This is a genomic window from Providencia sp. PROV261, assembly GCF_028477945.1.
In the GTDB taxonomy this organism is placed as follows: Bacteria; Pseudomonadota; Gammaproteobacteria; order Enterobacterales; family Enterobacteriaceae; genus Providencia; species Providencia stuartii.
Genome location: NZ_JAMPMC010000030.1, coordinates 1 through 14,572, shown reverse-complemented (window position 1 = coordinate 14,572; position 14,572 = coordinate 1). Strand labels below are relative to the sequence as shown.

At 43.1% G+C, this 14,572-nt stretch carries 12 protein-coding genes; 10 read left to right on the top strand and 2 right to left on the bottom strand.

Annotated elements, in window-relative coordinates; translation table 11 throughout:
* Window positions 1-245 precede the first annotated feature (245 nt).
* Window positions 246-3,152 (top strand): RNA polymerase-associated protein RapA, encoded by a 2,907-nt coding sequence (gene rapA, locus PR675_RS15655; protein WP_060561239.1) that lies wholly within the window; start codon window positions 246-248, stop codon window positions 3,150-3,152.
* A gap of 151 nt (window positions 3,153-3,303) precedes the next feature.
* Window positions 3,304-3,957 (top strand): bifunctional tRNA pseudouridine(32) synthase/23S rRNA pseudouridine(746) synthase RluA, encoded by a 654-nt coding sequence (gene rluA / locus PR675_RS15650; protein ID WP_060561240.1) that lies wholly within the window; start codon window positions 3,304-3,306, stop codon window positions 3,955-3,957.
* Between the two features lie 95 nt (window positions 3,958-4,052).
* Here the strand turns inward: rluA and djlA are convergent, their stop codons facing one another.
* The gene (gene djlA / locus PR675_RS15645) at window positions 4,053-4,868 is read right to left on the bottom strand and encodes a co-chaperone DjlA (protein WP_004924988.1); all 816 of its coding nucleotides are present in this window, start codon (window positions 4,866-4,868) and stop codon (window positions 4,053-4,055) included.
* Between the two features lie 181 nt (window positions 4,869-5,049).
* Between djlA and lptD the strand changes: the two genes are divergently transcribed.
* From lptD to apaH, 6 genes are all read left to right on the top strand, one after another.
* Window positions 5,050-7,416, top strand: a complete 2,367-nt coding sequence (lptD, locus tag PR675_RS15640; protein WP_014657657.1) for an LPS assembly protein LptD — start codon at window positions 5,050-5,052, stop codon at window positions 7,414-7,416.
* A gap of 138 nt (window positions 7,417-7,554) precedes the next feature.
* Entirely contained in the window at window positions 7,555-8,874 is a 1,320-nt protein-coding gene (gene surA / locus PR675_RS15635) for a peptidylprolyl isomerase SurA (RefSeq protein ID WP_004924993.1), read from the top strand.
* The gene (gene pdxA / locus PR675_RS15630) at window positions 8,855-9,850 is read left to right on the top strand and encodes a 4-hydroxythreonine-4-phosphate dehydrogenase PdxA (protein ID WP_060561242.1); all 996 of its coding nucleotides are present in this window, start codon (window positions 8,855-8,857) and stop codon (window positions 9,848-9,850) included. Before surA ends, pdxA begins: the two co-directional genes overlap by 20 nt.
* Window positions 9,847-10,656, top strand: a complete 810-nt coding sequence (rsmA, locus tag PR675_RS15625; RefSeq protein ID WP_014657655.1) for a 16S rRNA (adenine(1518)-N(6)/adenine(1519)-N(6))-dimethyltransferase RsmA — start codon at window positions 9,847-9,849, stop codon at window positions 10,654-10,656. Before pdxA ends, rsmA begins: the two co-directional genes overlap by 4 nt.
* A 19-nt stretch (window positions 10,657-10,675) precedes the next feature.
* On the top strand, window positions 10,676-11,053 hold the full coding sequence (gene apaG / locus PR675_RS15620; RefSeq protein WP_004924999.1) for a Co2+/Mg2+ efflux protein ApaG: 378 nt from the start codon (window positions 10,676-10,678) through the stop codon (window positions 11,051-11,053).
* 2 nt (window positions 11,054-11,055) lie between these two features.
* Window positions 11,056-11,883, top strand: coding sequence for a bis(5'-nucleosyl)-tetraphosphatase (symmetrical) ApaH (gene apaH, locus PR675_RS15615; RefSeq protein WP_004925002.1), 828 nt, complete (start codon window positions 11,056-11,058; stop codon window positions 11,881-11,883).
* A gap of 182 nt (window positions 11,884-12,065) precedes the next feature.
* Here apaH and folA read toward each other — a convergent pair whose 3' ends face one another.
* Window positions 12,066-12,569 carry a type 3 dihydrofolate reductase gene (gene folA / locus PR675_RS15610; protein WP_004925009.1) on the bottom strand — a complete coding sequence of 168 codons (504 nt, stop codon included), beginning with the start codon at window positions 12,567-12,569 and terminating at the stop codon, window positions 12,066-12,068.
* 169 nt (window positions 12,570-12,738) lie between these two features.
* On the opposite strand from folA, the gene PR675_RS15605 reads away from it, so the two are divergent.
* Together PR675_RS15605 and PR675_RS15600 are read left to right on the top strand one after the other, a co-directional pair.
* A complete protein-coding gene (locus PR675_RS15605; protein ID WP_004925011.1) occupies window positions 12,739-13,353 on the top strand; it encodes a LysE family translocator in 615 nt (204 codons plus the stop codon).
* Between the two features lie 373 nt (window positions 13,354-13,726).
* Window positions 13,727-14,314, top strand: a complete 588-nt coding sequence (locus tag PR675_RS15600; RefSeq protein ID WP_227698337.1) for a DUF6630 family protein — start codon at window positions 13,727-13,729, stop codon at window positions 14,312-14,314.
* The last annotated feature ends 258 nt before the right edge of the window (window positions 14,315-14,572 follow it).

Below are 14,572 nucleotides of genomic sequence, written 5' to 3'. Positions count from 1 at the left end.
GTATTGTTGTTTTTTTAACAGGTGACGATAAGCCTTGCTTGAATTAATATAACGCCCCTTTGGTATCTCGCACTTCGTTTCTACACTATGTTTGCGAGACAATTAACAATAATTGTCCTTTGGGCAGCGACTACAATTCATATTCACATTGCCCTTGTTTACTAACACAGAGTGAAGGCAAATATATAATTTGTCTTAAAAAATCTAAAAATAAACTATTAAATTTATGGAACTGAGTTAAACCTATGCCATTTACTCTTGGTCAGCGCTGGATAAGCGATACAGAAAGCGAACTCGGATTAGGCGCCGTTGTGGCTATTGATGCCCGTATGGTGACTTTACTTTTTCCCGCCAGTGGTGAGAATCGTCTCTATTCACGTAATGATGCACCTATTACCCGAGTTATGTTCAATGAAGGTGATATCATTACCAGCCATGAAGGCTGGCAACTCAAGGTCGAAAGCGTCACAGAAGATGACGGCCTACTCACTTATATTGGTACTCGCCTTGATACAGAAGAGCAAGGCGTTAGCCTAAGAGAAGTTTTTCTCGACAGCAAACTCACCTTCAATAAACCTCAAGATCGCCTATTTGCAGGTCAAATTGACCGTATGGATCGCTTTGCTTTACGTTATCGCGCACGTAAATTTCAAAGTGAGCAAGTTAAGCACCAAGCGACAGGTTTACGTGGTATTCGCGCAAGCCTTATCCCACATCAGCTACATATCGCTAATGAGGTAGGTAAACGCCACCACCCTCGCGTATTACTGGCCGATGAAGTGGGTCTGGGTAAAACCATTGAAGCTGGGATGATCATCCATCAACAGTTAATGGCAGGCCGTGTTGAACGTGTGTTAATCATTGTGCCTGAAAGCTTGCAACATCAATGGCTCGTTGAGATGTTACGTCGTTTCAACCTCCGTTTTTCACTGTTTGATGATGGTCGTTATAGTGAAGCGCAACATGACAGCGATAATCCATTTGAAACAGAACAGTTGGTGCTGTGCTCATTAGACTTTGTACGTCGCAACAAACAGCGCTTCGACCAGCTCGTTGAAGCGGGTTGGGATATGATGATTGTCGACGAAGCTCACCATTTACAATGGAGTGAAGCAGCTCCTAGTCGTGAATATCAAGTGATTGAAACCTTGGCAGAGAATATCCCTTCTGTTCTGCTGCTAACCGCAACGCCGGAGCAACTGGGCCAAGAAAGTCACTTTGCACGTCTTCGCCTGCTCGATCCCAATCGTTTCCATGATTATCAAGAGTTTATTGATGAGCAAGCCAACTATCGCCCTGTTGCGGATGCGGTCGCACTGCTATTAACTGGTGAGAAACTCACCAATGACCAACAAAATCTACTCAATGATCTGATCAAAGAGCAAGATATTGAGCCGTTATTGAAAGCCGCTAACGTTGACAGTGAAGATGGCAACGCGGCTCGCCAAGAGTTGATCAGCATGTTAATGGATCGCCATGGTACTAGCCGTCTTCTATTTAGAAATACCCGTAATGGGGTTAAAGGCTTCCCTCGTCGTGAATTGCATTCGCTGAAAATGCCGCTTCCTACCCAATACCAAACAGCAATCAAGGTTGCAGGTATTATGGGGTCGAAAAAAGATCTCGAAACGCGCGCTAAAGAGATGCTCTATCCAGAGCAAATTTACCAAGAGTTCGAAGGTGAAAATGCAACTTGGTGGAACTTTGACCCTCGCGTTGAGTGGCTCATGGGCTACCTAATGGCTAACCGTAACGAAAAAGTTTTGGTGATCTGTGCAAAAGCCGCCACAGCGTTGCAATTAGAGCAAGTATTGCGTGAACGTGAAGGGATCCGCGCCGCGGTATTCCATGAAGGTTTGTCACTACTTGAGCGTGACCGTGCGGCAGCTTACTTTGCTTCAGAAGAGGATGGCGCACAGGTTCTACTTTGCTCTGAAATTGGCTCTGAAGGACGCAACTTCCAGTTTGCTAACCAATTGGTGATGTTTGACCTCCCCTTCAACCCAGACCTATTAGAGCAACGTATTGGTCGATTAGATCGTATTGGGCAAACACGCGACATCGTTTTAAGCGTACCTTACTTAGAAAATACTGCACAAGCCGTGTTATTGCGTTGGTATCATGAAGGTTTAGATGCTTTTGAGCACACTTGCCCTACCGGACGCTCCATTTACGATAAATATTATCAACAACTGCTGCAATATATGGCTGAGCCAACGGTAACCGACGGTTTTGAAGAGTTCTTAAAAACCTGCCGTGAAGAGCACGAAGCATTAAAAGCACAGTTAGAACAAGGCCGCGACCGTCTACTTGAAATGCACTCCAACGGGGGGGAATCAGGTATTCAATTAGCCGAAACGATCGGTGCGGAAGACAATGATACTGAATTGGTTAATTTTGCCCTTAACTTGTTTGATATTGTTGGCATTAACCAAGAAGATAAAAGTGATAACTTGCTGATTTTGACCCCATCCGATCATATGTTAGTTCCTGATTTTCCAGGGCTACCGCAAGATGGTTGCACAATCACTTTTGACCGTGAGCAAGCGTTATCTCGTGAAGATACCCAGTTTATTAGTTGGGAGCACCCGATCATCCGCAATGGCTTAGATTTAGTCTTGTCTGGTGACACAGGGAGCTGTGCCGTTTCTCTGCTTAAAAATAAAGCGCTTCCTGTTGGAACATTACTTACCGAATTGGTGTATGTCCTAGAAGCACAAGCACCGAAGCACTTGCAGATTAGCCGTTTCTTGCCTGCAACCCCGATCCGCTTGTTGATTGACTTAAAAGGGAACAACCTCTCTTCACAAGTTGAGTTTGAAAGTTTTAACCGTCAGCTCAATGCGATTAATCGCCATATGGCAAGTAAATTGGTTAATGCAGTACAAAATGAAGTGCATTCGGTCCTGAAAATGTCCGAAGCGATGGTGGAAAAAGAAGCCGAAACGCTTATCGCGAATGCGAAAGAGGCCGCGGATAAAGCTCTTTCACTAGAATTAGCTCGTCTTGAAGCACTGAGAGCGGTTAACCCAAATATCCGTGATGAAGAGTTGGATGTGATCGAGGAAGAGCGTCAGCAACTGCTCACCAATATTGGGCAAGCAACATGGCGTCTTGATGCTATTCGTTTAGTGGTTGTCACTCACCAGTAGTCACACGTTTTTAATTAAACTAACACCGCTTGGTTATTTCTCTCACTAAGGGAGAAATAACCTTGCTGATAACGCAATGAATTGGCTTTTGGCGTTTATCCACGCGCGATGCTGATCATTGATTTAGTGAGATCTTGGAGCCTTATTGTCTATGATGGAGCCTTACCATCCCCCTACTGATCCTTGGCTATATGTTCTGTATCAAGATGAACATATCATTACGGTGAATAAGCCAAGTGGGTTACTGTCTGTTCCCGGTAAAGCCCCTGAACACCATGATAGTATTATGAGTCGCATACAGCGCGACCATCCACACGCTGAGTCTGTCCATCGCTTAGACATGGCAACCAGTGGCGTCATGGTTGTCGCACTAAATAAAGCCGCTGAACGGGAATTAAAGCGCCAATTCCGTGAGCGAGAGCCTAAAAAACACTATATTGCCCGAGTTTGGGGCCATTTAGAGAAGCAGGAAGGTTTTGTGGATTTGCCGCTTATTTGCGACTGGCCAAATCGACCAAAGCAAAAAGTCTGCTTTGAAACAGGAAAAGCCGCACAAACAGAGTATCAGGTCTTGGAATATGAAGAGCAAGCAACCCGTGTAAAGCTATCCCCTATTACAGGCCGCTCTCATCAACTCCGCGTACATATGTTAGCGCTAGGCCATCCAATTCTTGGAGATAGGTTTTATGCCCATGAGCAAGCGCGTGCACTTGCCCCTCGCTTACAGCTTCACGCCCAAGAGCTTTACATCACGCACCCTGCCTATGGCACACCGATGCATTTTAGCTGCCAACCCGATTTTTAAATTTATTCATCAACTATTAGGCCGTAATAGCAACAATGCTACGGCCTATTGGCTAAATAAAAACCACATCGCAGAGTGCGATATGGCGAGAAAATTTATTTGAAGCCGCGCTCTTTTTTGATTAAATCATAAGCCGCTTGTATTGACTGAGCCTTCTGTTTCGCAAGTTCCATCATCTCGGGGGGCAACCCTTTCGCTATCAACTTATCAGGGTGATGTTCACTCATTAATTTACGATACGCCCGTTTAATTTTCGTTGGTTCATCATTAATAGAAACACCAAGTACTTTGCAAGCATCTTCAAGAGTTGGGCCATTCGATGATTGATAGTATCCGCCTGATTGCTGATGAGAATAGCCGTGACCAAACTGTCGGCCACCTTGGATCATATTTAAAAACTGTTCAAATTGTGTTTTAGAGATCCCTAGCTCTTCTGCAATAATAAACAGAACCTTTCTTTCGTTTGGGTGCAAGCTGCCATCGGCAAATGCCGCCTGTAACTGAATTTCCAGAAACATCTGAATTAAGTCGAAACGACCATAGCAAGCCATACGTAATTGCTTCAGTACATCACGTAGTGGAAAGTCCGGTGATTTACCTTCCCTAAACGCTTGTTGCGCCGCTTTTCGTGTTTCCCCATGTATTTGCATTCTATCCATCAAATTTGATGCTAACTGAATGTCTGTCTCGGTTACACGGCCTTTTGACTTAGTTAGATGACCCAATATTTGGAAGGTACTGGCGAAAAAAATAACCTGACGATCACGTTTATTCATTGCACTAGCAAACTTACGTTGTGCCAAGGCCTTATCAAAACCATGCCCTAAAATTAAACCAATTAGCGTGCCCCAAATGCCAAAACCAGAGGCTATTGCCAGTACGACACCAATAATTTTGCCCCAATAGTGCATATATCCCTCAATTCTTCAATGCTCAGAATCCAATTTTGCATTATCATACTATCCATTCTGCTCGGTGCATAACTACAAGCGCGTAAAGTTTTATACATTATACTGGCGCAATGTAGTTGGCTAAGTTAGTCTTTGAGCGTTTGTCGGCTATGCCAATTACGACGGAACCGCATATTTAATGATGAAAAAAAGTTATCCAACACTACTTGCATCCATGGTATGGATGGCAATTTATAGTCAGCAAGCGCATGCTGACCTAGCAGCACAATGTATGCTGGGCGTCCCGGTTTATGACAAACCACTAGTTGAGGGCGATCCCAAAGATTTACCGATCCGTATCACCGCTGAAGATGTTCAGGGCGAATACCCTAACTTTATTGAATACAGCGGCGATGTGGATATCCAACAAGGTAACCAAACGCTGACAGCCGATAGCGTTAAATTGACGCAGGTTAACCCTGATAGTGCTGATCCAATCCGTGAAGTTACTGCAACAGGTAACGTTCACTATGATGACCCACAAATTATTCTCAAAGGCCCTAGTGCTTGGTCTAACCTGAATAATAAAAATACTGACGTGAATGACGGCAACTATATGATGGTGGGTCGTCAGGGTCGCGGTGAAGCGAAAAAAATGAAAATGCGTGGTGAAAACCGCTATTCCATTATGGAAGACGGTACATTCACCACCTGTTTACCGGGCAATAATAGCTGGAGCGTTGCAGGCTCCGAAGTGATTATTGACCGTGAAGAAGAAGTGGCTGAAATTTGGCATGCACGTTTTCGCTTGGGTGATGTCCCGGTATTTTATAGCCCATACATGCAATTACCTATCGGTAACAAACGTCGCTCCGGTTTCTTAATTCCAACAGGAAGCTACTCTAATAATGATGGCCTAGAGTTTTCACTGCCTTACTATTGGAATATCGCGCCTAATTACGATGCGACAATTACCCCACAATTCATGACCCACCGTGGCATAAAATTAAATAACGAGTTTCGTTACTTGGTCACGCCGGGAACGGGAACTATCGCCTTCGATTTTATTAATCACGACCGCGCGTATGTGAAAGATAAAGAGCGTAATAAACGTGATGCACGTGACAGTGATGACCGCTGGTTATTCTACTGGCGCCATTCAGGAACTTATAACCAACATTGGAACTTCAACGCCGATTACACCAAAGTAAGTGATCGCCAATACTTTACGGACTTTAGCTCGCAATACGGGAATACAACAGACGGTTATGCGACGCAAAAATTCAGTACTGGCTATTCGGCTGAAAACTGGAATGCAACCCTAACGCATAAGCAGTTCCAAATTTTTGTGGAAGATCCCAATCGCCGTGCTTATAAAGCTGAGCCGCAGTTGGACTTTAACTACTACAAAAATAATTTAGGTGCCTTTGACTTACACACCTATGCGCAAGCTGCTCGCTTTACCAGTGTTGGCAAAAATAACCCAGATGCAACGCGTTTGCATATCGAGCCTGAATTAAGCCTTCCGCTGTCAAACGGCTGGGCGAACATGAACAACAGCTTCAAATTGCTGGCAACCCATTATGATCAAGATATTCCTAAAGCGAATAACAACGCCAGCTTAGAGAAAAATGTCACACGTGTTCTTCCTATATTTAAGAGCGATGCCAAAGTCGTTTTCGAACGAGATCTACTTGAAGGCAGTGACTTTGTTCAAACCTTAGAGCCTCGTGTCCAATATCTCTATATTCCATATAAAGATCAGGACAACATTAACAACTATGACTCGGCCTTACTCCAGTCAGACTATAATGGTTTGTTCCGTGACCGAATTTATAGTGGTCTTGATAGAGTCGCTTCCGCGAACCAAATCACGACAGGTATCACAACGCGTATTTATGATGAATCCTTGGCCGAACGCTTTAACTTCTCTGTCGGGCAAATCTACTATTTTGAACGTCCGCGTGCGGGTAACTCCAGCCTGAAAATCGACGATAAAAGTAATACTGGCTCGTTATTGTGGGCAACAGACTCTTACTGGCGTATCAACGATAAGTGGGGGATCCGTGGTGGGCTACAATACGATCGCCGTTTAGGCAACGTCACCATGGGGAATGCTGTGACCGAGTATCGCATTGATGCTGATCGTTTGTTACAGTTAAACTACCGTTTTGTCGACCGTGACTATATTCAAGCGACCTTTCGTCGTGATGAATCAGGTGGCAACACTTATACCCTACCAGAATACCAAAAAGGGATTTCCCAAGTGGGTGCGGTATTAAGTTGGCCATTAAGTGAGCGTTGGGGCTTTGTTGGCTCTTATTACTATGATACTAAGCAGCAACAATCCGCCAGCCAATTAATTGGTTTACAATACAATACTTGTTGTTGGGCGTTCAATGTAGGTTATGAACGTAAGATTGTTGGATGGCAAGAAGACAAGTTCAGCAGTGAATATGATAATAAATGGTCATTCAATGTGGAACTTAGAGGCCTAAATAACAATCATAGTTTAGGTAGTCAGGAAATGCTTAATAGAGGTATCATCCCTTATCAGCGTGCTTTCTGATAATAAACACAAGCTATTTGATGCCGCTGCTTACTCACAATAAGGCGAGTTATCTGCTCGCCAAATAGTAAGCAGTGTCGCATAAATAAAACGATTAACCTGCCTCTGGCGGAACCTAAATCAATAGATAGGACCATTATGAAGAATTGGAAAACGCTTATTCTGGGACTGATGTTTGCAAGCTCCACAGCATTGGCTGCACCACAGCAAATGGATAAAGTTGCTGCTGTAGTCAATAACGGAGTTGTGCTGGAAAGTGACGTCCAGAATATGTTAAACACAGTAAAACTGAACGCACGCAATGCTGGCCAACAAATTCCAGATGATGAGACTCTTCGTCACCAGATCCTTGAGCGTTTGATCACTGATAACATCATGTTACAGATGGCAAATCAGATGCAAATCAATATCCCTGAAGAAGCCGTTAATGCCACAATTGCGGATATTGCTCGCCAAAATGGTTTAACTTTTGAGCAGATGCAAGCACGTCTAAAAGCGGATGGTATTGATATGGCAAAATACCGTAGTGAGATCCGTAAAGAGATGCTGATCGCTGAAGTGCGTAATAACGAAGTACGCCGTCGCGTGACTATTTTACCCCAAGAAGTTGAGTCTCTCGCAAAACAGATCAGCAGCCAAGCAGACTATGAAGCGAGCGTTAACCTAAGTCATATTCTCATTCCATTACCTGAAAACCCAACTCAAGAGCAATTACAAAAAGCAGATGCGATTGTTGCTAAGATCATGGATGAGATCAAAAAAGGCACCAACTTCGGCAAACTGGCTATTGCTTACTCCGCAGATCCACAAGCACTGAAAGGCGGTAATATGGGATGGTCTCGCCTACAAGAGTTACCAGTTGTTTTCGCTGAACAGTTGAAAAGTGCGAAGAAAGGCGATGTTGTAGGCCCTATTCGTTCTGGTGTTGGCTACCACATTTTGCGCGTTAACGAAATGAACAGCGCCAATAAAACCATTTCAGTCACCGAAGTGAAAGCTCGCCATATCCTTATTAAGTCATCACCAATTATGGATGATAACCAAGCGAGACAAAAGCTCACTCAGATCACACAGGATATTCGTAGCGGCAAGACCACATTTGAAAATGCGGCAAAAGAGTTCTCTGAAGATCCGGGCAGTGCGCTTAAAGGCGGTGAGTTAGGCTGGAATATGCCAGATGTATACGATCCCGCTTTCCGTGATGCCTTGATGAGACTTAATAAAGGCGAAATCAGTCAACCTGTTCGCTCAAACTTTGGCTGGCACCTTATTCAGCTAGAAGATACCCGCAATGTTGATAAAACAGATGCGGCACAAAAAGATCAAGCCTACCGTTTATTGTTCAATCGTAAATTCAACGAAGAAGCACAAAGTTGGGTACAGGAGCAACGTGCGGCGGCATATGTTAATGTCATCGATGGACGTGATAACCAATCTAATGACGAAAAATCTCAATAAACCAATCGTAATAACCCCCGGCGAGCCTGCCGGGGTAGGCCCAGATCTACTTATTCAACTTGCCCAAGAGTTTTGGCCTGTTGAGCTTGTTGCGTGTGCTGATCCTGAATTACTACTCGCTCGAGCCAAACAACTCAACCTGCCACTGTCATTAAAAAACTATCAATCAGGTAATGAACATGACGGCCAAGTACCGGGAACTCTGTCTATCCTTCCCGTCAATTTGAAAGCACCAGCGCAAGCCGGTGTGCTAAACATTGCCAATGGGAAGTATGTTACTGAAACATTAGCAAGGGCCTGTGATGGTTGCCTAAGTGGAGAATTTTCTGCCATTGTGACTGGCCCTGTCCACAAAGGGGTGATTAATGATGCGGGGGTTCCATTTAGCGGGCATACTGAATTTTTTGCCGATAGGAGCCATTGTCACCGTGTGGTGATGATGTTAGCCACAGAAGAGTTACGTGTGGCTCTCGCCACGACCCACTTACCCTTAAAAGATGTTTCAGCGGCAATCACTCAACAAAGTCTGCGGGAAGTGATTACAATCTTAAATCACGATTTACGTACAAAATTTGCGATTGATACACCAAATATCTATGTCTGTGGCCTAAACCCGCACGCGGGTGAAGGAGGACATATGGGAATGGAAGAGATAGAAACCATTATCCCAACACTTGAGAGTCTTCGTGCTGAAGGTATGAATCTCATCGGGCCGCTGCCCGCTGATACCCTATTTCAGCCTAAATATTTAGAAGATGCGGATGCCGTACTCGCAATGTATCACGATCAGGGTCTTCCTGTGTTAAAATACCAAGGTTTTGGTAGAGCCGTGAACATTACGCTGGGTCTGCCTTTCATTCGTACTTCTGTTGACCATGGCACTGCGCTAGAGTTAGCAGGTACGGGTCGTGCCGATGCGGGCAGCTTTATTACCGCATTGAAGTTAGCTATCCAAATGACATATAAGAATTCATGAATAATCGAGTCCATCAGGGGCATCTTGCCCGCAAACGTTTCGGGCAGAACTTTTTAACTGACCAATTTATTATCGACAGTATTGTAGATGCAATACATCCACAACCAGGGCAAGCTATCGTGGAGATTGGCCCCGGTCTTGGCGCACTAACTGAACCTGTTGGTAGTAGAATGGATAAGATGACGGTTGTTGAGCTAGACCGTGATCTCGCTGCGCGCTTGCATGTTCACCCACAGTTAAAAGATAAGCTTACAATTATCCAGCAAGATGCCATGACAGTGGATTTCGGTGAATTAGCGAAGCAGGCAGGGCAACCTTTACGTGTTTTTGGTAACCTGCCTTATAATATCTCGACCCCGCTAATGTTCCACCTATTTACCTTTACAAACTCTATTGCTGACATGAACTTTATGCTGCAAAAAGAGGTTGTAAACCGCCTAGTTGCAGGTCCTGGGAGTAAAGCCTACGGCCGTTTAAGCGTTATGGCGCAATATTACTGCCAAGTTGTTCCGGTGTTAGAAGTGCCACCAACGGCCTTTGCACCGCCACCAAAAGTTGATTCTGCGGTTGTTAGGCTTATACCTCATCGCGAGAACCCTTACCCGCTGAAAGATATTAAAATGCTCAGTCGTATTACCACACAAGCATTTAACCAGCGTCGTAAGACGATCCGCAATAGTTTGGGGGATTTACTCAATGTTGAGCAGCTCACAGAGCTAGGCATTGATCCCGGTACTCGCGCTGAAAATATTTCCGTTGAAGCTTATTGCAAAATGGCGAACTACCTAGCAAGTTTGTCTGAATAAGTATCGAAAAGGAGGCACTATGCTTAACGAACCTAATGTTAGCATCCAAGTACAGAGTGTCTATATCGTCAGCCAGTCTCAACCTGAAATAGGACGATATGTATTTGCCTATACCATATCTATCCGTAACTTAGGCCGAGAGCCACTACAGTTAATGAGCCGCTATTGGCTCATTACTAACAGTGATGGTCATAAAACTGAAGTTCAAGGCGAAGGCGTTGTCGGTGAACAACCAATCATCCAGCCCGGTGCGGTATACCGTTATACCAGTGGAGCAATATTAGAAACTCCCATGGGTACAATGGAAGGTTATTACGTCATGTTAAACAGCCGAGGAGAACACATTCATGTGGATATTCCTCCATTCCGCCTTGCTTTACCTACTTTGATTAATTAATTATGTCGACATATCTTATTGGTGATGTACACGGCTGCTATCGCGAATTGCGTGCATTACTCGAACAAGTGAATTTTGAGCCGCAAAAAGATACTTTGTGGCTCACTGGCGATCTGGTTGCCCGAGGGCCTGACTCATTACAGGTCCTTCGCTATGTCAAAAGCCTCGGTGATTCCGTACGCATAGTGCTAGGTAACCACGATCTGCACTTATTAGGTATTTACTGCAAAATCAGCCGGAATAAACCGAAAGATCATCTCGATGAGCTACTCAATGCGCCCGACGCTGATGAATTAATCAATTGGTTACGCCGCCAACCGCTGCTACAGGTCGATGAAGAGAAAAAGATCATCATGGCTCACGCTGGGATCACACCACAGTGGGATCTGCCGACAGCACGCATGTGCGCACGGGAAGTAGAATCGGTTTTATCAAGCGATGCTTATCCGCTATTCATTGATTCTATGTATGGCGACATGCCAAATAATTGGTCTGAGAATTTAATGGGGCTACCGCGTTTACGCTTTAGTACAAATGCATTAACACGGATGCGCTACTGTTTCCCTCATGGTCAACTGGATATGATTTGTAAGGAAAGTCCAGCCAAAGCCCCTTCTCCCCTTAAACCTTGGTTTGCACTGCCCAATAAACTCCCTGAAGGCTATTCTATCTTTTTTGGTCATTGGGCGTCTTTGGAAGGGAAACATACGCCAGAAAATGTGTATGGGCTAGATACTGGTTGTTGCTGGGGGGGAGAATTGACGCTGTTCCATTGGGAAGCAAAACAGTATTACCACCAAAAATCACACCAAAAACGCCGTAAAGATTAATCATTAAGTTATGTTTATTTCCCTTAAATAGACATAACTTAAAAGCTATTCTTTTTAATTTAAACTGAATAGTGGTAATAAATTCATTAGATTTATTTTTGAATAGTGATTTAATTCGCTGCTTTCATATATTAATAAGCAAAAACGGAGCAATACGCTCCGTTTTTAAAATTACGACGCTATTAAATTCTTTTGGTTAAAATCTCAAAACAATAACCATGTGAATTGTTCTCATCCGCCTCATGGTACTCGGTGAAAATAGAATCCCACTCATCTGGCTCGTAAATTGGGAAATGAGTGTCGCCAATCACTTCTGCATCCACGTGAGTTAAATACAGCTTATTCGCCAGAGGTAAAAACTGTTGGTAAACTTTTCCGCCTCCAATCACAATGACTTCGTCATCGTCAGAGCCTGTCTTGGTTTGCTTAGCCGCCGCCAATGCTTCTTCTACGGAGGAGACCCAGATAACATTTTTATCCGAACCCGGCTTACTACTTAATACAATGTTGACGCGCTGTGGAAGCGGACGACCAATTGATTCGTAAGTCACTCGACCCATTATGACTGGCTTATTTAACGTATTACGTTTAAACCAAGCAAGATCACCGGGTAAATGCCAAGGCATCGCTTTTTCCATGCCGATAACCTGATCAATCGCCATCGCTGCGATTAAACTAATATTCATTGAGTCACCTTAGAGGCTAATATACAAATTTGTGCTCACTATACGTAAACAGAAATGCTTCGTCGACTAAATTTAATCTTCCTTAAAAAGTGATTATTAATTTATACTCAGTTAGTGATAAAGCCGACTAAAAATAACATTAAAAATAAAATCAATATAGAGAGTGCAAATGTACGAGACCTCCCTTTTAATTGCCACTATCGCCACATTAGGCATGCTTTCCCCCGGGCCAGACTTTTTTCTTATCGTTAAAAACTCAGCGCGCTATCAGCGTTCAGCAGCGCTCATGACTGCAATGGGCGTCATTTGTGCGGTTGCCCTACATATGACTTATTGTGTCGCTGGGCTTGCGGTTCTTATCACCACCACACCTTGGTTATTTAACGTATTAAAATACGCAGGAGCGGCTTATCTGATTTGGATTGGTGTTAAAAGTTTGATGCCAAATAAAGGACAAAACCTAGACCTCAACAATACACAACACGAAATCGTCACTTTCAAAAAAGCATTTATGCAAGGTTTCCTTTGTAATGTTTTAAACCCTAAAGCAACATTGTTCTTTCTTGCTGTTTTTACTCAAGTTTTAAGTGTTGATTCGACGTTTGGTGAAAAGCTGTGGATCGCCTTTATCATTTGGGGGCTTGCTGCTATTTACTGGCCACTGCTGGTGTGCTTGATCCAGAGTGCTCCTGTAAGAAAAGGGTTAGCTAAAGTACAAAAATATGTCGATAAAGTGCTTGGCGTTGTACTTATTGCTTTCGGGGTTCGAGTTGCACTCAGTTAATCAGATGAATAAAAAAATCCCTCAGCCATGATTGTTTAATGTCTGGGGGAAATACATAAATGGTTTTTAAACCATGCTCGCCTATTGTTAAAAACTCCCTATCAATCACGCTTATTTAACGATAGCTAATATAAAAATATTCACAAATAGCTTTAAACCCTAACTCTAAGATTGAAAGATCTGATCTCCTCCTACAGTTAATTAATTCCCCTATCGAATTACTTAATTATTTAACTCATACTTTTCATTATCATCAGTAAAAAGCATCGACTTAACTAAAACCAAAAACAAGAATAATCTTGTTCAGCCTTTTCATCAAATTGTATAATTTAACTTTAATAGATAAATAAAATTAAACATGGGCCTTATGATCATGGAACAAAATACGACTCTTTTTGATGAAGATGAAATGGAACAAATCAGTACTCTTGCCTCTTCCATATTACCGCCTTCCGAACTCGCTGAGTGGAATTCACTTTTGCAAAAAGCTATTCATCATCCCGATGATGTTTTAGAAGATGAAAAATATTCAAACTATTCGGATTTAGAAGCTGTGTTTGATGAAGATGACGACGATAGGTTACAACTACTGTTTGATATCTTCTGTCACAGTCATAATATCGTTGTCGCTATTGATTGGCGTGGTGAAGATGATGATGATCAGTTAATCACCTTTTTGTCTCAGCGGATCTCCCAATTTGATCCTACCCTTGAAAAAGAACAGCTGTTCAAAACGCTTAAAGAGCATGTTGATAACAGTGAATTAGAGAATGAAGAGTTTGAAAGCAGTACGGATTACTTCGCAGAAAAGTTTAGCCTCTTACAAGATTTTATTGAAAAGTATGGCTATAAAATGTGGGTGCTACATGTGGATTATGATTCATACCCTATCTTTATTACAAGTATCGAGAATAATTCGGTCATAGAAACTGAAATGTTTATGGATTTTATTCCGAACTAAATCAGTAAATCCCCCCATTATTTTAGCGGTGCTTTAAGGCTTGAAATTAGCTTTAAAGTACCCTTTTTCTATACAATGACTGATAACACGACTCATTGTCAGCCCCCACAACCCGACAAGTAGCCTCACTTAACTTGCTGCACCTTACTATCGTGCCTTGATTTGGTATTCAATAAAAATGACCAATATCCCATCATGCATCAACGCTATCACGACTAAAATAACGTCAGCAAAAACCCGTTTTAACCGAACTGTACA